At 65.3% G+C, this 18,918-nt stretch carries 18 protein-coding genes; 8 read left to right on the top strand and 10 right to left on the bottom strand.

Translation table 11 applies throughout. The annotated features are described in order from the left end of the window. Positions 1 to 3: 3 nt before the first annotated feature. The 5 genes from FNJ84_RS16455 to FNJ84_RS16435 are packed head-to-tail and all read left to right on the top strand — an operon-like array spanning position 4 to position 4,576. Positions 4 to 939 carry a substrate-binding domain-containing protein gene (locus FNJ84_RS16455; protein ID WP_143794398.1) on the top strand — a complete coding sequence of 312 codons (936 nt, stop codon included), beginning with the start codon at positions 4 to 6 and terminating at the stop codon, positions 937 to 939. After that, the gene (locus FNJ84_RS16450; protein ID WP_143794397.1) at positions 936 to 1,724 is read left to right on the top strand and encodes an ATP-binding cassette domain-containing protein; all 789 of its coding nucleotides are present in this window, start codon (positions 936 to 938) and stop codon (positions 1,722 to 1,724) included. Before FNJ84_RS16455 ends, FNJ84_RS16450 begins: the two co-directional genes overlap by 4 nt. Further along, entirely contained in the window at positions 1,724 to 2,728 is a 1,005-nt protein-coding gene (locus FNJ84_RS16445) for an ABC transporter permease (RefSeq protein ID WP_143794396.1), read from the top strand. Before FNJ84_RS16450 ends, FNJ84_RS16445 begins: the two co-directional genes overlap by 1 nt. Continuing rightward, the gene (locus tag FNJ84_RS16440; protein WP_143794395.1) at positions 2,725 to 3,789 is read left to right on the top strand and encodes a phosphotriesterase; all 1,065 of its coding nucleotides are present in this window, start codon (positions 2,725 to 2,727) and stop codon (positions 3,787 to 3,789) included. Before FNJ84_RS16445 ends, FNJ84_RS16440 begins: the two co-directional genes overlap by 4 nt. 22 nt (positions 3,790 to 3,811) lie before the next feature. Continuing rightward, entirely contained in the window at positions 3,812 to 4,576 is a 765-nt protein-coding gene (locus FNJ84_RS16435; RefSeq protein ID WP_143794394.1) for a glutamine amidotransferase, read from the top strand. 9 nt (positions 4,577 to 4,585) lie between these two features. Here the strand turns inward: FNJ84_RS16435 and FNJ84_RS16430 are convergent, their stop codons facing one another. Further along, complete coding sequence (locus FNJ84_RS16430; RefSeq protein WP_143794393.1) at positions 4,586 to 5,464, bottom strand: PfkB family carbohydrate kinase; 879 nt, start codon at positions 5,462 to 5,464, stop codon at positions 4,586 to 4,588. Positions 5,465 to 5,497: 33 nt separating this feature from the next. Between FNJ84_RS16430 and FNJ84_RS16425 the strand changes: the two genes are divergently transcribed. Together FNJ84_RS16425 and FNJ84_RS16420 are read left to right on the top strand one after the other, a co-directional pair. Continuing rightward, on the top strand, positions 5,498 to 6,340 hold the full coding sequence (locus FNJ84_RS16425) for a BtpA/SgcQ family protein (protein ID WP_143794392.1): 843 nt from the start codon (positions 5,498 to 5,500) through the stop codon (positions 6,338 to 6,340). Then, positions 6,333 to 6,986, top strand: coding sequence for a TenA family protein (locus FNJ84_RS16420; RefSeq protein ID WP_143794391.1), 654 nt, complete (start codon positions 6,333 to 6,335; stop codon positions 6,984 to 6,986). The genes FNJ84_RS16425 and FNJ84_RS16420 overlap by 8 nt, the downstream gene beginning before the upstream one ends. Before the next feature lie 13 nt (positions 6,987 to 6,999). Here the strand turns inward: FNJ84_RS16420 and lpdA are convergent, their stop codons facing one another. The 3 genes from lpdA to mdeB are packed head-to-tail and all read right to left on the bottom strand — an operon-like array spanning position 7,000 to position 12,642. Beyond that, positions 7,000 to 8,697, bottom strand: coding sequence for a dihydrolipoyl dehydrogenase (lpdA, locus tag FNJ84_RS16415; protein WP_143794390.1), 1,698 nt, complete (start codon positions 8,695 to 8,697; stop codon positions 7,000 to 7,002). Positions 8,698 to 8,705: 8 nt separating this feature from the next. Continuing rightward, entirely contained in the window at positions 8,706 to 9,971 is a 1,266-nt protein-coding gene (locus tag FNJ84_RS16410) for a 2-oxo acid dehydrogenase subunit E2 (protein ID WP_143794389.1), read from the bottom strand. A 10-nt stretch (positions 9,972 to 9,981) separates the two neighbouring features. Then, a complete protein-coding gene (mdeB, locus tag FNJ84_RS16405; protein WP_143794388.1) occupies positions 9,982 to 12,642 on the bottom strand; it encodes an alpha-ketoglutarate dehydrogenase in 2,661 nt (886 codons plus the stop codon). Positions 12,643 to 12,773: 131 nt separating this feature from the next. Here mdeB and FNJ84_RS16400 point away from each other — a divergent pair, with 131 nt between their 5' ends. Further along, positions 12,774 to 13,277, top strand: coding sequence for an Lrp/AsnC family transcriptional regulator (locus FNJ84_RS16400; protein WP_143794387.1), 504 nt, complete (start codon positions 12,774 to 12,776; stop codon positions 13,275 to 13,277). Here FNJ84_RS16400 and rraA read toward each other — a convergent pair. The 6 genes from rraA to FNJ84_RS16370 are packed head-to-tail and all read right to left on the bottom strand — an operon-like array spanning position 13,269 to position 18,812. Beyond that, positions 13,269 to 13,796 (bottom strand): ribonuclease E activity regulator RraA, encoded by a 528-nt coding sequence (rraA, locus tag FNJ84_RS16395; protein ID WP_143794386.1) that lies wholly within the window; start codon positions 13,794 to 13,796, stop codon positions 13,269 to 13,271. The genes FNJ84_RS16400 and rraA overlap by 9 nt on opposite strands. Before the next feature lie 30 nt (positions 13,797 to 13,826). Next, positions 13,827 to 14,324, bottom strand: a complete 498-nt coding sequence (locus FNJ84_RS16390) for a TRAP transporter small permease (RefSeq protein ID WP_143794385.1) — start codon at positions 14,322 to 14,324, stop codon at positions 13,827 to 13,829. Positions 14,325 to 14,326: 2 nt separating this feature from the next. Next, on the bottom strand, positions 14,327 to 15,361 hold the full coding sequence (locus tag FNJ84_RS16385; protein ID WP_143794384.1) for a TRAP transporter substrate-binding protein: 1,035 nt from the start codon (positions 15,359 to 15,361) through the stop codon (positions 14,327 to 14,329). A 30-nt stretch (positions 15,362 to 15,391) separates the two neighbouring features. Beyond that, the gene (locus FNJ84_RS16380) at positions 15,392 to 16,690 is read right to left on the bottom strand and encodes a TRAP transporter large permease (RefSeq protein WP_143794383.1); all 1,299 of its coding nucleotides are present in this window, start codon (positions 16,688 to 16,690) and stop codon (positions 15,392 to 15,394) included. Further along, positions 16,687 to 17,595 (bottom strand): hydroxymethylglutaryl-CoA lyase, encoded by a 909-nt coding sequence (locus tag FNJ84_RS16375; RefSeq protein ID WP_143794382.1) that lies wholly within the window; start codon positions 17,593 to 17,595, stop codon positions 16,687 to 16,689. The genes FNJ84_RS16380 and FNJ84_RS16375 overlap by 4 nt, the downstream gene beginning before the upstream one ends. Continuing rightward, positions 17,595 to 18,812, bottom strand: coding sequence for a CaiB/BaiF CoA-transferase family protein (locus tag FNJ84_RS16370; RefSeq protein ID WP_143794381.1), 1,218 nt, complete (start codon positions 18,810 to 18,812; stop codon positions 17,595 to 17,597). The genes FNJ84_RS16375 and FNJ84_RS16370 overlap by 1 nt, the downstream gene beginning before the upstream one ends. Positions 18,813 to 18,918: the final 106 nt, after the last annotated feature.

Here is an 18,918-nt window from a genome sequence, read left to right as displayed (position 1 = left end):
GACATGACAGCTATGTTCCATCGCCGGACCCTCGGCGTGCTTCTTGCCACCAGCCTGATTGGCGCGGCGGCATTCCCGGCGCTTGCACAGGACCAGAAAACCTTTGCGCTGGTCCAGATCAACCAAGAGGCGCTGTTCTTCAACGAAATGAACCGTGGCGCGACGACGGCGGCCGAGGCGGCCGGTGCCAAGCTGGTGATCTTCAACGCCAATAACGACCCCGCCGCGCAGAACAGCGCCATCGAGACCTATATTCAGGAAGGCGTCGACGGGCTGGCCGTCGTGGCCATCGACGTGAACGGCATCATGCCGGCGGTGGAACAGGCTGCTGCGGCCGGCATCCCGGTCGTGGCCATCGACGCGATCCTGCCCGAAGGCCCGCAAAAGGCGCAGATCGGCGTCGACAATGCCAAGGCCGGGGCCGATCTGGCCGCGCATTACAACGAAACCATGGTCGAGCCGTCCAAGCTGGGCATCGTCGGCGCGCTGAACTCGTTCATCCAGAACGTGCGCAAGGACGGCTTCGAACAGGCGCTGGATACCAGCAAGGTGACCGTCGCCAATACGGTGGACGGCCAGAACGTGCAGGATGTGGCGCTTGCCGCCGCTGAAAACCTGATGACCGCCAATCCCGACATGAACGCGATCTATGCCACCGGCGAACCCGCGCTGATGGGTGCCATCGCCGCCGTGGCCAGCCAGGGCCGTCAGGCCGATGTTTCGGTCTTTGGCTGGGATCTGACCGCGCAGGTCGTCGACGCCATCGACGAGGGATATGTCAAGGCGGTGATCCAGCAGGATCCGGCCGGGATGGGCGCGGCGGCCGTCGAGGCGCTGACGGCGCTGTCCGATGGCGGCACGGTCGAGGCGAATATCGCGGTGCCGGTTGCCATCGTGACCAAGGAGAATGTCGACGACTTCCGGTCCTTGTTCGAATGACGGCGGCCATCCAGCAGCCAGCGCAGGCCGAAAGGGGGGCTACCCCCCTTCCGGCCGACCCGATCCTTCGCCTGCGCGGCATAGCCAAGACCTTCGGCTCGCATCAGGCGCTGCGCGGTGTCGATCTGGACATCCGTGGCGGCGAATGTCTGGGCCTGATCGGCGACAATGCGGCGGGCAAATCCACGGTGTCCAAGGTCATGGCCGGGACCTATATCCCCGACGAGGGCACCATCAGCATGGAGGGCCGGCCCGTCCGCTTTTCCACGCCGTCCGAGGCGCGCAGCCTGGGGATCGAGATGGTCTATCAGGACCTGTCGCTTTGCGATCATGTCGATGTGGTGGGCAACCTGTTCCTGGGCCGCGAACTGAAACGCGGGCCGTTTCTTGATCAGACCCGCATGCTGGCCGAGGCCGAAAAGATGCTCGCCGCGCTGGAAATCCGCATTCCGCGCCTGACCGCCAAGGTAGAGAAACTGTCGGGCGGCCAGCGTCAGGCCATCGCCATCGCCCGCGCCGCCAGTTTCCAGCCCAAGGTGCTGATCATGGACGAGCCGACCTCGGCGCTGGCCGTGGCCGAGGTCGAGGCGGTTCTGGCCCTGATCAACCGGGTCAAGGCGCGGGGCGTGGCGGTGGTGCTGATCACGCACCGGATGCAGGATCTGTTCCGGGTCTGCGACCGTGTCGCCGTCATGTACGAGGGCACCAAGGTCGCCGAACGCAACATGGACGAGACCGACCTTCAGGAACTTGTCGATCTCATCGTCGGAAAGGAGGGGCACTGATGGCCACCTATACCGAGCGGCAGGCCGGATCGAAACTGGCCGATTTCATCGCCGATCACGCGCAGGTTCTGTCCATCGCGCTGTTCTTTGCGCTTTGCGTGCTGTTCTTTGGCAGCTTCAGCTCGACCTTTCTCAGCATTGGCAACATCCTGAACGTGCTGCGGCAGGCGGCGCCGATCCTGATCGTGGCCGTAGCCATGACGCTGGTGATCACCACGGCGGGCATCGACCTGTCGGTCGGCTCGATGGTGGCGCTGATCAACGCGCTTGCGGCCATCGTCATGGCGGCGGGGCTGGGCTGGCCGGCGGCGGTGCTGCTGATGCTGGTGGTGGGGGCCTGCATCGGCGCGGTGCAGGGCTGGTTCATCGCCTATCAGGGCATCCCGGCCTTTATCGTCACGCTGGCGGGCCTGTCGATCCTGCGCGGCGTGGCCCTGTATCTGACCGAGGGCTATTCTATCCCGATCCGCGACGTGCCGGGCTTTTTCTGGCTGGGTCGGGGCACCATCGCCGGGATTCCCGTGCCGGCGGTCATTGCCGTGGCCATCGCGGTTCTTGGCTTTGTGGTCATGCTGCGCACCCAATACGGCCGGCAGGTCATCGCCGTCGGCTCGAACATGGAGGCCGCGCGTCGCGTCGGCATGCCGGCCAAGCGGGTGCTGGCCTCGGTCTATGTCGTCTCGGGGCTGGCCTGCGCGGTGGCGGGCATCCTGATCGCGGCGCGGCTTGGCTCGGGCTCGTCCAATGCGGCGCAGGGGTTCGAATTGCAGGTGATCGCCGCCGTGGTGCTGGGGGGCACCTCGTTGATGGGTGGCAAGGCCTCGATGCTGGGGACGGTGCTGGGCACGATGACCATTGCAGTGATCGGCAACGGGCTGATCCTGATGCATATCTCGCCCTTCTTCACCCAGATCGTGACCGGCACGATCATCCTGATCGCCATCTGGATGAACACCCGGCTGTTCGACCGCAACTGGCGCTTTGGCAAAAGGAAGGCTGCATGAGCGAGCTTTCCCCCTGCCACATTCGGTCCGGTCAGGTGATGACCGTGACCGGACCGGTCCCCTCGGCCCGGCTTGGCCATACACTGATGCATGAACATCTGCAAAACGACTGCCGATGCTGGTGGAACCCGCCGAAGGAACCCGAACGTCAGCATCTGGCCGATGCACCGGTCAGTATCGAGATCCTGTCGGAGCTGCGTCAGGATCCCTTCGTCAACAAGCACAATATCGCGCTGGACGATCTGGATCTGGCCATTGCCGAGGTAGCGCAATTCGCCGGGGCGGGTGGGCAAACCATCGTCGACCCCACCTGTCGCGGCATCGGCCGCAATCCTGTGGCGCTGCGGCGCATCGCGGCGGAAACCGGGGTGCAGATCGTCATGGGGGCGGGCTATTATCTGGCAAGTTCCATGCCCGAACATGTCGGCCGGCTGTCCGCTGACGACATCGCCGATGAAATCGTGGCCGAGGCGCTGACCGGCACCGATGGCACCGACGCGCGGATCGGGCTGATCGGCGAGATCGGCGTTTCCTCCGACTTCACGGCGGATGAGGAAAAATCCCTGCGCGGCGCGGCGCGGGCGCAGGTCCGCACCGGACTGCCGCTGATGGTGCATCTGCCCGCGTGGTTCCGGCTTGGCCACCGGGTGCTGGATATTGTCGAGGAAGAAGGCGCCGATCTGCGCCACACGGTGCTGTGCCATATGAACCCCTCGCATGGCGACCCGGTCTATCAGGCGACGCTGGCGCAGCGGGGGGCCTTTATTGAATTCGACATGATCGGGATGGATTTCTTCTATGCCGATCAGGGCGTGCAATGCCCCTCGGACGACGAGGCGGCGCGTGCCATCGTGAACCTCGCCGATCACGGCTTTCTGGACCGGATCCTGCTGTCGCAGGACGTGTTCATAAAGATGATGCTGACCCGCTATGGCGGCAATGGCTATGCTTTCGTGACCCGGCATTTCCTGCCCCGCCTTGCACGCCACGGCATCGCGCCCGAAGCGCTGAAAGCCCTGATGGTGACCAATCCTCGCCGCGTCTTCGATGCGACGGCCTGACCCAAAGACAAAGGACAAGATCATGAGTTTCAAGGTGCTGCTGGTCGGCGAAAGCTGGACCACATCGGAAACCCACTACAAGGGCTTTGACCAGTTCGGCTCGGTCCGCTTCATGTCCGGCGCAAAGCCGTTGCTGGATGCGCTGGCGGGCAGCGATTTCCATCTGGACTACATGACCGCCCATGACGCGGCCGAGGGCTTTCCCTTCGAAATCGGCGGGCTGGCCGAATATGACGTGATCATCCTGTCCGATATCGGCGCCAATACCTTCCTGTTGCCACCCGATGTCTGGCTGCGCTCGCAATGCGTGCCGAACCGGCTGCGGATGATGAAGGACTGGGTCGCCCAGGGCGGCAACCTGATCATGATGGGCGGCTATTTCTCGTTCCAGGGGATCGACGGCAAGGCCCGCTGGCGCAATACGGCGGTCGAGGACGTGCTGCCCGTCACCTGCCATCCCTGGGATGACCGGGTCGAGATCCCCGAGGGCGCCGTCGCCGACATTCTGCTGCCAGATCATCCGGTGATGGCGGGGCTGACGGGCACGGCCTGGCCGCCGATCCTTGGCGTGAACGAGGTCGTGGCGCGCGATGGCACCACGGTTGTTGCCCGACTGCCCGAGGATCAGGGCGGCTATCCGCTGCTGGTCTTGGGTCAGCATGGCAAGGGGCGCACCGCGGCATGGACCTCGGATATCGCGCCACATTGGCTATCGCCCGAGTTTTGCGCATGGGACGGCTATACGCGGCTGTGGCGGAATGTGCTGGGCTGGCTTGTCGCCCGCTGAGCGCCAGATTCAGGCCGACAGGATCGCGGCCATGCCGGCGCGATCCGGGAAAGCGGCCACCGTTCCCGCCCGTGCGACCGTATGGGCGGCTGCGGCCGCCCCGTGGGCCAATGCGCGGGCATCCAGCCCCACCCCGCGCAACCCCGCCGAGGCCAGCGCGACGGCCATGAAGCAATCGCCCGCGCCGGTGGTGTCGACGACCTGCGCGGTCCGCGCCGGCACCTGCACCGTCTCGCCCCGCCGGATCAGCGCCGCGCCGCGCCCGCCAAGGGTCAGCACCACCTGGCCCGCGCCGGCCATCAGCAACGCATCGACACCGCCCAGGGCCTCGGCCTCGCCTTCATTGACAAAGGCGGTATCGACCAGCGGCCAAAGCGTCGCAAAGACCGGTTGCAGCGGCGAAGGGTTCAGCGCCGACATCAGCCCCGCCTCGCGCGCCGCCATCAGTGCCGCCCGCGTGGTCTCGATCGACAGATTGCCCTGCATCGCCAACAGATCGCCCGGTTGCGCAGGCGTCAGCGCCAGCCGCGCCTGTTGGGGCGTCAACGCTGCGGCCGCCTCTCGTGTGGTGATGACCGCGTTTTCGCCGATGCTGGCCATCAGGATCATGGAAAAATCCGTGGCCACCCCGTCCAGCAAGATCAGATCGGCCGGCAGCGCCTCGACCGCAAGCCGCGCGGCGATATCCTCGCCTCGCGCATCCCGTCCGATGGCGGCGACCAATTGGCAATCCAGCCCCGTCCGCGCCATGGCGATGGCCTGGTTGGCGCCCTTGCCCCCAAGATCACGCGACAACTGCGCCCCGAAAATGGACGCCCCCGCGCGCGGAAAATCGTCTATGGCAACGGTCTCGTCCAAGGCGACATTGCCAATGACAAAGGCTTTCATCCGGCTTCACCCCCCCATCCGAAAGGTCATGACATGCAGCTTATCTCGGACCGAGCCTCGGGCGCGATAAAAGATATCTTCGGACGGGACAAGGCATTGATCGGCATGATCCATTGCCCGCCCTTCCCCGGCGCGCCCCGTTATCGCGGCGAAACGCCGAGCGCGATCTATGACGCCTGCATGCGCGATGCCGAAAAGCTGATCGCCGGCGGCCTGCACGGCCTGATCGTCGAAAACCATGGCGACATTCCCTTTTCCAAACCCGAGGATATCGGCCCGGAAACCCCCGCCTTCATGTCGGTCGTGGCCGACCGCATCCGGCAGGCCTTTGATGTGCCGCTTGGCATCAACGTGCTGGCCAACGCCCCCCTGCCGGCGCTTGCTGTGGCCGTCGCCGGTGGCGCCGATTTCATCCGCGTGAACCAATGGGCCAATGCCTATGTCGCCAATGAGGGCTTTATCGAGGGCCGCGCCGCCGAGGCCCTGCGCTATCGGTCCCTGCTGCGCGCAGAACGGGTACGAATTTTCACCGATGCCCATGTCAAGCATGGCAGCCACGCCATCGTGGCGGATCGTTCCATCCCCGAACTGACCCGCGATCTGGCCTTTTTCGACAGCGATTGCATCATCGCCACCGGCCAGCGCACCGGCAACAGCGCCACCATTGACGAGATCGAGGAAATCGGCAGCGCCACCCATCTGCCTTTGCTGGTGGGGTCAGGCGTGACCGAGGACAATATCGTGGAAATCCTGAAGCGCACCAATGGCGTCATCGTCGCCTCGTCGCTGAAACAGGGGGGCGTCTGGTGGAACCCGGTCGATCCCGACCGCGTGCGCCGTTTCGTCGCCGCCGCAGCGGAGGGGCTGGATGGCTGATCGGCTGACCGACCGGATTCTGGCCGAAAACGACGCTGTGTTTCAGGCGATGGTGAACCACCGTTTCGTGCAGGATATCGCGGCCGACCGGCTGCCCGACGCCGTATTCGACCGTTACCTGCTGATCGAGGGGGCCTTCGTCGAAACCGCCATCGCCATCTTTGCCTATGCCGTGGCCCGGACCGATGACATGGGTGACCGCCGCCGGCTGATCGCCTCGCTGGACGCGCTGGCCAATGAGCAGATGCCATACTTCGAGGCGGCCTTCGCCCGCCGCGCCATCGCCCCCGACCCGGCATTGCAGGCCCTGCCCAAGGTCGCAGGCTTTCGCCAGGGCATGCTGACCATCGCCCGCGAGGGCAGCTTTGCCCAGATCATCACCGCAATGTTCGCGGCGGAATGGATGTATTGGACCTGGTGCAGCGCCGTTCAGAACGCGCCCCTGACGGACCCGATGCTGCGCGACTGGATCGCGCTACACGCGGACCCCGATTTTGGCGCGCAGGCAGAATGGTTGCGCGACCGGCTGGACAAGCTGGGCCAGCAGATGACGCCCGACGAACAAGCCGCCGCCAGCAAGATCTTTGCACAGGTGCAGCGGCTGGAAATCGGTTTCCACGACGGGGCCTATCCCGGCGGCCTGTGACGCCGGGCGGCAATCACAGGTCGGTTATGGTTCCCAGGGCGACTTCCGCAGCCATGCCGATGCTTTCGGTCATGGTCGGATGGGGATGGATCGTCCGGGCGATATCCTCGGCATCAGCACCCATCTCGATGGCCAGACAAACCTCGCCAATCAGATCACCTGCACTGGCGCCAACGATGGTGCCACCAAGAATCCGCCGGGTATCAGGGTCGAAGATCAGCCGCGTCATCCCGCGCCCATCGCCATTGGCCAGCGCCCTGCCCGAGGCCGCCCAGGGGAAATCGGCCGTCTGAATGTTACGGCCCTCGGCCTTGGCCTGATCGGTGGTCAGGCCGACCCAGGCAATTTCCGGGTTGGTATAGGCGACCGAGGGGATGACCAGCGCGTCCATATGCGCCTTGTGTCCGGCGGCGGCCTCGGCCGCGACATGGCCTTCATGCACGGCCTTATGGGCCAGCATCGGGCCGCCGATGATGTCGCCGATGGCGAAGATATGCGGCACACCGGTTCGCATCTGGCTGTCAACCGGGATGAAACCGCGCGCGTCCGGGGCAATGCCCGTCGCATCCAGACCAAGGCTTGCGGCAGGCGTCGGCACCCGACCCACCGATTGCAGCACCAGATCATAGCGGCGCTGGCCCGCATGGGCGCCGGCCAGCGTGACGGTGATGCCGTCCGGGCCAGCCGTCGCGGCCTCGACCCGCGTGTCCAGCATGATCCCGCCGGACAGGTCGGGATTGGCCGATTGCCAGATCTTCACCGCCTGCCGATCCGATCCGGGGATCAGCTTGTCGGCCAGTTCGGCAATCTCGACCGTGGCGCCAAGGGCGGCATAGACCGTGGCCAGCTCCAACCCGATGATGCCGCCGCCGATGATCAGCATCCGGTCAGGGACAAAGGGCAACGCCAGCGCCCCGGTCGAGGTCACGATGCGCGGATCATCGGGCAGCATCGGCAGCCGCACCGGTTGCGAGCCAGTGGCGATGATGGCCTGCTTGAAGGCCACGGCCTCGCTGCCATCCTCGCGCGTGACGCTCAGGGCGTTCGGGCCGGTGAACCGCGCCTCGCCATGGATCACCTTGACCTTGCGCGCCTTGGCCAGCCCGTTCAGGCCCTGCGTCAGCCTGTTCACGACGCCGGATTTATGGGCGCGGATGGCGTCCATATCTATTTCCGGTGTGCCGAAGCGGATGCCATGGGCGGCCAGCGCGGTCGTCTCGCGCAGGCCGGCGGCCAGATGCAGCAGCGCCTTCGACGGAATGCAGCCCACGTTCAGGCAAACGCCGCCAAGGGTCGGATGCCGCTCGATCAGCGCCACGCGAAGGCCCAGATCGGCGGCGCGGAAGGCGGCGGAATAACCGCCCGGACCGGCGCCGATGACCACCAGATCAACGGCATCCGTTGGGGTTTCGGCCGCGACCGAGGCGGCGACGGGCGCGGGTGTGGGTGTGGGTGTGGGCGCGGGTTCTGTCGCCCCTGCCGCCTCGATCCGGACGATCACGCTGCCCGCCGAAACGGTGTCGCCGGGCTTGACCAGCACCTCGGCGACCTTGCCGGCGGCGTCGGCGGGAACGTCCAGCGTGGCCTTGTCGGATTCGATCAGGATCAGGGTCTGGCCTGCCTCGACGCTGTCGCCGGGGGCGATCAGGACCTCGACCACGGGCACGTCCTTCAGATCCCCGATATCGGGAATGCGCAAGTCTGTCTGCATCTCGGACCTCACAGGATGGCGCGGCGGAAATCCGCCATCAGGGCCGCGATCTGGCCAAGGAAGCGCGCGGCGGCGACGCCATCGACGACGCGGTGATCCCATGACAGGCTCAGCGGCATCACGTCGCGCGGCTGGAAGGCCATGCCGTCCCAGACCGCCTCGATTGACGAACGGCCCGCGCCCAGAATGGCCACTTCGGGGGCGTTGATGATCGGGGTGAAGCCAGTCCCCCCGACCCCGCCAAGCGACGAGACCGAGAAGCAGCCGCCCCGCATATCGGTGCCCGGCAGCTTACCATCCCGCGCGGCCTGCGCCTTCGCGGCCATCTCGGCGGCAATCTCGCGCACGCCCTTCTTGTCGCAATCACGGATCACCGGCACCATCAGCCCGTTCGGCGTATCGGCGGCGAAACCGATATGGACGTAATCCTTCATGACCAGATCATCGCCGTCCAGCGAGGCGTTGAAACGCGGATGGGCGCGCAGCGCGACGGCCGAGGCCTTGATCAGGAAGGCCGTCATGGTCAGCTTTGCCGCGCCCTTTTCGGCATTGGCGGCTTGGCGGAAGGCTTCCAGATCGGTCACGTCGGCGCGGTCGAAATTGGTGACATGCGGGATGGTCAGCCAGTTCCGCGTCAGGTTTCCGGCGGAGATTTTGGGAATGCGGCCCATCGGCTGGCGCGTGACCGGGCCAAAGGCGGCGTAATCGACCTGCGGCCAGTCGGGCAGGCCCGCGCCGAGGCTGCCGGTGGCGCCGCCGCCGGGGCTGGCCAGCGCGGATTTGATATGGGCGGTCACGTCTTCCCGCAGGATACGGCCCTTGGGGCCAGAGGGGGTGACGCGGCCAAGGTCAACGCCCAACTCCCGCGCAAAGGCGCGGACCGAGGGCGTGGCATGGGCAGGCAGGCCATCGGCTGTGGCTTTGGGTGCCGGGGCGGGCGGCGGCGGGGGTGCGGGTGCCGGGGCTGGGGCGGGTGTTGGCGCCGGAGCCGGAGCCGCGATCGCAGGCGCCGCAGCAGGCGCGGCCTTACCCGCGACCGCCTTCAGCATCATCAGCGCCGAGCCTTGTGAGACCTTGCTGCCCACCTGCACCGAAATCGTCTGGACGATACCGGCGGCGGGGCTTGGCACCTCCATCGTGGCCTTGTCGGATTCGACGCTCAGCAGCGGGGTATCGACGGCCACCTGATCGCCGGGGGCGACCAGCAATTCGACCACGGGCACGTCCTTGAAATCACCGATATCGGGAAGGGTGACGGAAATCATGTCGCTCATGATGCGGTCCTTACACGGTCCAGGGGGCGGGACCGGTGGTCAGCCCGTATTGCGCGGCGGCCTTGGCCGGGACGCTTGCGTCGATCTTGCCGGCCTCGGCCAGCGCCGAAAGCGCGGCGACCGCGATATGCCAGCGGTCCACCTGGAAGAACCGGCGCAGCGCGGGCCGCGTGTCCGAGCGGCCAAAGCCATCTGTGCCAAGCGCCACCAGCCGCGCGGGCAGGTAGGATGCGATCATCTGCGGCAAGGCGCGGACATAATCTGTGGCCGCGATCACCGGCGCATCGCCCGGCAGCATCGCCGCCAGATGGCTGGTGCGGCGGGTGCCGCCAAACATCGCCTCGCGCTCTGCCGCCGCCGCATCGCGGGCCAGTTCGGCAAAGCTGGTGGCGCTGAAGACAGCAGGGTTCACGCCCCAGTCATCCGCCAGCAGATCCGCCGCCGCCTGCACCTCGGGCAGGATCGAGCCGGAACCCAGCAACCGGACGGCAGGCGCATCGCCCCCGGCATCGGGCAGCCGGTAAAGGCCGCGAATGATCCCGTCGGCCACGCCTTCGGGCATCGAGGGCTGGGCGTAATTCTCGTTATAGGCTGTGATGTAGTAGAATTCGTCGCGCTGTTCCTCGGTCATCGAGCGGGCGCCGTGATCGACGATCACCGCCATTTCATAGGCGAAGGCCGGGTCATAAGAGCGGCAATTCGGCACGGTCGCCGCGACCAGCAGGCTGGTGCCGTCCTGATGCTGCAACCCCTCGCCCGCCAGCGTCGTGCGCCCGGCGGTGGCCCCGATCAGGAAGCCCCGCGCGCGCTGGTCGGCGGCGGCCCAGATCAGGTCTCCGACCCGCTGGAAGCCGAACATCGAATAGTAGATATAGAAGGGCAGCATGCTGAGGCCATGCACGCTGTAGGACGTGGCCGCAGCGGTCCAGGATGACAGCGCGCCTGCCTCGGTTATCCCTTCCTCAAGCAACTGCCCGTCGCTGCTTTCGCGGTAATACAGCATGGAACCGGCATCTTCGGGTTCGTAAAGCTGGCCATCGGGGGCATAGATGCCGATCTGGCGGAACATGTTCGCCATGCCAAAGGTGCGCGCTTCATCGGCGACGATGGGCACGATGCGCGGGCCAAGGGCCTTGTCCTTCAAGAGGTTCGAGAACATGCGGACCAGCGCCATGGTCGTGGACATCTCCTTGCCCCCGGCGCTAAGGGCGAACTCGCCCCAACCGGCGAGCGGCGGGACGGGCACGGCTGCTGCGGCGGTGCGGCGGGCGGGCAGATAGCCGCCAAGGGCCGCGCGGCGGGCTTGCAGATAGGTCAGCTCGGCGCTGTCCTCGGCGGGGCGATAGAAATCCAGCGCCTCGACCTGTTCATTGCTCAAGGGCAGCGCGAAGCGGTCGCGGAAGGCCAGCAGCCCCTCGCTGTCCAGCTTCTTCGCCTGATGCGCGGTCATGCGCGATTCGCCGGTGCCGCCCATGCCGTAACCCTTCTTGGTCTTGGCAAGAATCACCGTGGGGCGGCCCGTGGTATCGCGCGCGGCCTTGAAGGCGGCATAAAGCTTGCGGAAATCATGGCCGCCGCGTTTCAGCGCGTCGATATCGTCGCCCGACATATGGGCGACCAGCGCCTTGACCTCGGGGTCTTCGTCAAAGAAATGCGCCAGGTTGTAATCGCCGTCATTGGCACCAAGCGTCTGGTATTTGCCATCCACCGTCTCGGCAAAGCGGCGCAACAGGGCGTTGCCGGTGTCGCGCGCGAACAGCGCATCCCATTCCGACCCCCACAACACCTTGATGACGTTCCAGCCCGCGCCCTTGAAGGTGCGTTCCAGTTCCTGAATGATCTGGCCATTGCCGCGCACCGGCCCGTCCAGCCGTTGCAGGTTGCAGTTGATGATGAAGGTCAGGTTATCCAGCTTTTCGCGCGCTGCCAGCGCGAGGCCGGCGATGGATTCCGGCTCGTCCATCTCGCCATCGCCGAAAACGCCCCAGACATGGCGGCCATCGGTATCAGCCAGCCCGCGATCGCGCAGGTAACGCATGAAGCGCGCCTGATAGACCGCCGCCAACGGCCCGATCCCCATCGACCCGGTCGGCACCTGCCAGAATTCCGGCATCAGCCAGGGATGCGGATAGGAACACAGCCCCGGCTCGGATGTTTCCTGCCGGTAATGCGCCAGCCGGTCCGCATCCATCCGCCCTTCCAGAAAGGCGCGGGCATAGACGCCGGGGGCGGAATGCGGCTGGAAGAACACCAGATCGCCGCCGCCATCGTCATTGCCGCGGAAGAAATGGTTGAAGCCGATCTCGAACAGTTCGGCAGCGGACGCATAGCTGGCGACATGCCCGCCCAGTTCGCCGTAAGCCTTGTTCGCCCGCATCACCATCGCAAGCGCGTTCCAGCGCAGGATGGCGGTGATGCGCTGCTCGATCTCTATGTCGCCGGGGAAAGCGGGCTGCTTTTCCAGCGGGATCGAGTTGCGATAGGGCGAAAAGGGCGGCGCCTCGGAAACCACGCCCAGATCCTTGGCGGCGCGTTCCAGCGCGTTCAGCAGGAAGGCAGCGCGATCGGGCCCCTCGACCCGCAAGAGCGAGGCGAAACTGTCCAGCCAGTCAGAGGTCTCGGACGGGTCGCTGTCGTTAACGACGTTGGTGGCTTGTGCCTTGTTCAGCATGGCGCGGTCCTGTCTGCGAAATGTCTCGCGCGAAGCATAGCGCGCAGGATGCCGAATTTCATGCCGAACATGTTGCAAACTTCGTAAATTTAGGAACATTATATCGTTCACAAACGGAATAGCGAAACATAATGCCGAATATTCGACTGGATGACATCGACATGCGCATCCTGAACGCGCTTCAGGACGATTCGGGACTAAGCAATGTCGACCTGGCGGCGCGAGTGGGGCTGTCGCCCTCGCCCTGCCTGACGCGGGTGCGGGCGCTGGAACAGTCGGGGGTGATCATGCGCCGCGTTGCGCTGCTGGACCCGGTGCTTCTGGGGGCGGATGTCAACGTCTTTATCCAGATCACGCTGGACAAGCAGACCGAGACCCTGCTGGCCAAGTTCGAGGCCGCGATGGAAAACCTGCCCGAGGTGATGGAATGCTATCTGATGAGCGGGGATGCCGATTACCTGTTGCGCGTTCTGGTCCCCGATATCGGGGCGCTGCGCAATTTCATTGTCGACCGGCTGTCTAAAACGCCGGGGGTGATGAACATCCGGTCCAGCTTTGCCTTGAAACAGGCCAAATACAAAACCGCCCTGCCGATCGAGCAACTGGCCATACAACAACGCCGGCGGTCAAGCTGACCCATCGCCGGCAAAGCCGCCCTGGGCCGGATCAGCGGCGCTGACAACCACGGCATCCTCGTCGGCGCAGATCCAGTCATCCGGCGTGAATACGACGCCACCGAAACGAACCGGACCGGCGGGCGGGGCCGGGGGTTCGGCCAGGCTGCGCCGGGCGGTGGTTCCCATGGCACGAACGCCGATGGCCATGCCGTCGATCTGGGCGCTGTCGCGAATGGCGCCGTTGATGACGATGCCGGCCCAGCCATTCTGGATCGCGATCCCGGCCAGACGATCACCCATCAGGCCGATGGTCAGGTCGCCGCCGCCATCCACCACCAGCACGCGCCCCCGGCCGTCCATGGACAGCACCGCCAGCACCGGCTGATGCGATCCCGCCGACCACAGGGGCACGCAGCGCCCGTGAAACCGGGTGTTCAGGCCAAAGCGCCGGAATTGCAGATCGACGACGCGCACATGGCCGGGGTCGCGGTCGAACAGATCGGATGTGCCACCGTTGAACGGCTGATCTTCAGACATGGTTTTCCTCGCCTTCCGGGCCTGCCGTCGTCACAGCGGTGCGATTTCATCGGGCCCATCGCGCAGCGCATTGGCCAGGAACTGCAACCCAAGCGGCCCGAAACCCAACGGGATAAAGCTGTAGGGGATCCACATCGGCGTGCCGAACGCGCTGGATACCCGTTCGCCAAAGGACCAGGCGTCATGGGCAAGCAGAAAGCCGCGCCAGGTCAGCGTAAAACAGAACCCCGCACCGACCAGCGCGATGACGATCCGCAGCACGCGCCGAAGGCCGGGGCCGCAGCGTTCGGCCAGAAAGCCGATGCCGATCTGTTCGCCCCGCCGCAGCGTCTCGGCCGAGGTGACCAGCGCCAGATAGACCAGCAGAAAGGCGTTCACCTCCATGCTCCAGCTGGTCGCGCGGGCAAAGAAATGCCGCATCAGCGCGTCATAGCCGATGGTCAGCATCATGAAGGCCAGCGCCAGCGCGCCGCCGGCCTGCAAGGTCCAGGTCAGCCAGCCCAAGGCCCGGTCGGCGGCGCGCAACATGATCAGGCCCCCTCGCCCATGGCCAGCGCGATGGCCTGCTGGCCGACCTCTTCGCCCACTTCCTCCAGCCAGATCTGGCGGACATCGGCGTTGATCGTGTCGAACTCGGTCAGTTCCTCGGCACTTGGGTCGACGACCTGCAAGCCGCCCTCCTGGAAGGTCGGCCAGTACTTGTCGCGGAACCAGTCCTGATTGGCGGCACGCGCGCTTTCCTGATCGAACCAATCGACGCCCTGCATGAAGACCTGACGCACCTCGTCCGACAGCGATTCCCACCGCCGGGTGGTCAGGAACACACCGATCGCGAAGCCCGTCACCGGCAGGCGATAGGCGTAGTGCACCTGTTCCTGGATCGAGCGGCCATTGATGGTCGAGATATTGGCAACCGCCGCGTCGACCGTGCCGCGTTCCAACGCGATATACAGTTCGGACGAGGGCACGCGGACGGGTGCTGCGCCGAAATGTTCCAGCGCGGCCGAGGCCTCGAAGGATACCAGCCGGATTTTCTTGCCCTTGATCTCGGCCAGCGAGGTGATGGGGGCGGATTCGATGCTCCAGACATATTCGGGTTCCATGATGCCGCCGCCAAGCGACAGGCAGGTGATGCCCTGCTTGGCCAGTTCCCCGGCGATCAGTTCGAACAGCGGGGCGCCCCGGCGCAGCCGGTCGGGGTTTTCGTAAAGCGCGCCGACAACGCCCGGCAGGCCCAGCACGCCCAGCATCGGCAGCGAACGCGTGACATAGGACGTGGTGTGGAACATGAAGTCGATGGTGCCCGCACGCAGGGCCGGCAATTGTTCATCCGCCGACAACAGCCGCGCGCTGTCATGATAATCCAGCGCCACGACGCCCTGCCCGGCCTCGTTCACGCGGTCGACCAACCCCTGCGACCCATAGGCCAGATCGGCATAGGACGGCGGCAGATAGCTAACCCCCGTCAGCGTCTCGCCGGCAGCGAAGGCCGGGCGGGGCAGGCCCAGCATGGACAGCCCGCCAAGGGCCGCGCCGGTGCTTAGGAAATTGCGTCTTGTGGTCATGGTTTTCTCCTCCCAGTTATTTCTTGGCGGTCAGGGCATCAGCCCCGGCAGCCACAACGCCAGTTCCGGCATCAGGACGAACAGGGTCAGCACCGCGAATTGCAGCAGCACGAAGGGCAGGACGCTGCGAATGATGTCCTCGATCGCAAGAACGGGCGCGACGGCCTTCAGCGTATACAGGTTCAGCCCGACCGGCGGGGTGATCACTGCCATTTCAAGGTTCATCACCAGAATGATGCCGAACCACAGCGGGTCATAGCCAAGCGCCGTGATCAATGGCAGCAGGATCGGCGTCGTCACCACGATCAGCGAGACCGCATCCACCAGCATCCCCAGGATCAGCAGCGCCACCATGATCATCATCAGGATGGCAAAGGGCGGCAGATCGGTCTGGGTCAACGCCTGCGAAATCGCGTCGGGCAGGCGGATCAGGTTCAGATAATCGCCAAAGATCCGGGCGCAGCCCATGATCAGCAGGATCGCCCCCGATATCCGCGCGCTGGATGCGATGATGCCCCACAGCTTTGCCCATGTCAGGCTGCGAAAGACCAGCCCGGCCAGCGCCAGGGCGCCAAGCGCGCCAAAGGCCGCGGCCTCGCTTGGCGTGGCGACGCCGCTATAGATCACGCCCAGCACGATCAGGATCAGCAGCCCCGCATGCCACAGCCCGCCAAGCGAGCGGATGCGGGCGCCCCAATCGGCCTGGCCGGCATGTTCCAGCGGCGCCTCGGCCGGGTTCAGCGTTGCGCGGATCCAGATATACAGCGCCAGAACCGAGGCCAGCAGAAGGCCCGGCACCACGCCACCGACGAACAGATCGGCGACCGAGACGCCCGACACCGCGCCATAGATGATCAGCGGCACACTTGGCGGGATCAGCATCGCCAGCGCGCCGGAACTGACGACGGACCCTGCCGCCAGACGGTGCGAATAGCCCCGCGCCAGCATCTGCGGCACGGCGATGGACCCGATGGCCGCCACGCCGGCAATCGACACGCCCGAGACCGCGCCGAACACGGTCGAGGCGCCCACCGTCGCCACCGCCAGCCCGCCACGCACGCGGTTGAACCACAGCGCGGCGGCACGATACAGGTTTTCGCCCACCGGGGTCGCTGAAAGAAAATTCCCCATCAGCACGAACAGCGGCAGGGCCAGCAATTCAAAGCTGTTCAGCTGCGCGAACAGCGAGGTCGGCCCGAAAAACAGTGCGATGGCACCACGCGCCATATACAACCCGACCAGCCCCGCCGCACCAAGCGCCAGAAAGATCGGCGCGCCGATACAGATCAGACCCAGCAGGATCACAAGGACGATGACAGGCTCGATCATGCGGCGACCTCGGCAGCGGCGGCAGGGAACCAGCCGGCGCGTGACAGCTGGCCGGTGATCTTGTCAGGGACACGCGCCTCGATCCAATCGACCAGATCCGCCAGCCGACTGTTCGACAGACCGCTTTCGATGCCTTGCCGGGCCAGCAGATAATTCACATCCTCGGTGGCGATATTGCCGGTCGCGCGCGGGGCGAAAGGACAGCCACCAAGCCCGGCAATGGCGGTATCGGCCACAGTGGCGCCTAACCCGATGGCCGTGATCAGATTGGCGTATCCGGTGTTGCGGGTGTTGTGCAGATGCACGCCCCATTGCGTTCCGCCCAAAACCGGCGCGACTGCGTCATGAACGCGCTGAATATCGGCGGGTGCGGCAACCCCGATCGTATCGGCCAAAATCACCTGACTGGCGCCGGTCGCGATCACAGCCTGAACCATGCCAGCCACGCGCGCGGGTGCGATCTCGCCCTCAAAGGGGCAACCATAGGCGGTGGCGATCACCGCCACAGGATCACGCCCGGCCTCGCGTGCCATGGCTGCGGCGCGGCCAAATTCTGCAAGGCTGTCATCGGTGCTCATGCCCTGGTTGCGGCGACAGAAGGTATCAGAGGCCACGGTCGCAAAGCGGATCTCGTCCGCGCGGGTGGCGAGGGCGCGTTCTGCCCCGCGCCGGTTCAAGACCAGCGCCGACAGCCGCACCCCCGGCAGTTCCGGCAAGCCGGCCAGAACCGCCTCGGCTTCGGCCATCTGCGGCACGCGGGCCGGGTTGACCATGCTGACGGCCTCGATATGGCGCAGCCCGGCATCGGCCAGATCGCGGATCATCGAAATCCGTTCCTGAACAGAAAAGATACGCGGCAGGTTCTGCAACCCGTCGCGTGGGCCGACCTCGCAGATCGTCACCATCAGATCACCCCCTCGGCCCGAAGCCGGTCCTGTTCCTCGGCATCAAGCCCAAGCGAGGCATAGACCTCGGCATTGCTGGCGCCGATTTCTTGCGGGCCAAGCCAGGCAATATCCCCCGGCGTTTCTGACAGGACCGGAAAGACGCCCGGCACGGTGATGGTGCCAAATTCCGGGTCCTCGATGTCGCGGACCATCCCGCGGGCACGAAAATGCGGATCGCTGACCACCTCGGCGATGGTATTGATCGGGCCATAGACCACGCCAAATTCCTCAAGCCGCGCGGTCAGTGCCGCCATCGTCATCCCTGATGACCATTCACCGATCATCGCATCCAGAACCTCGGCATGTTCGCCACGCGCCAGATGGGTGGCGAACCGCGGGTCGCTGGCCAGTTCCGGGCGATCCATCGCATCGGCCAGCCGGCGGAACATCGCATCGACATTGGCCGCGATCACCACATAGCCGGCATCCTTGCTGGGATAGATGTTCGATGGCGCGATCTTGGCCAGCCCCGACCCCGAGGGCTGACGCACATAGCCCGCCTTGGAATATTCGGTGACACAGCTTTCCAGCATGGCGAAACAGCTTTCGGTGATCGCCGCATCGACGACCTGGCCCTTGCCGCCATTGCGGTCGCGCCACCACAGCGCCATCATCATCCCCTCAAAGGCGAAAAGCGCCGTCAGCGTGTCACCAAGCGAGATGCCAAAGCGCGGCGGCGGCGTATCGGGATAGCCGTTGATATAGCGCAGCCCCGACATCGCCTCGCCCACCGAGGCGAATCCGGGCCGGGCGGAATAGGGACCGGTCTGCCCGAAACCCGACACCCGCACGATCACCAGACCGGGGTTGATGCGGTGCAGGTCATCGGGGCTCATGCCCCATTTCTCCAGCGTGCCGGGTTTGAAATTCTCGATCAGCACATCGGCATTGGCCAACAGTTTCCGCACCAGATCCTGCCCGCGCGGATCGCGCAGATTGGCCGAAACAGACCGCTTGTTGCGCGCCATGATCGGCCACCACAGCGTCTTGCCCTGATGCTGATGCTGGCCCCAGTTTCGGATCGGATCGCCCTGCCCCGGTGCCTCGATCTTGATGACATCAGCGCCGAAATCGGCGCATCGCGTGCCGACAAACGGCCCGGCCAACAGCTGCCCCATTTCAATCACGCGCAGCCCCGCAAGCGGGCCAAAGCCGCCTTGCCTCGTTCCGGTCATTCTGCCTGCTCCTCCGCTTTCGCAACCCTCCCGTCGCGAAATTGGATACATTTTTTAGGCACAATTTCCGATTCTGCAAGTATTTACTTTTCAAAAGCCCTATGGT

It is taken from the genome of Paracoccus sp. M683 (assembly GCF_007096355.1).
Taxonomy (GTDB): domain Bacteria; phylum Pseudomonadota; class Alphaproteobacteria; order Rhodobacterales; family Rhodobacteraceae; genus Paracoccus.
Note: the sequence above shows the minus strand (reverse complement) of the source record. Positions and strands in the feature narration are given on the sequence as shown.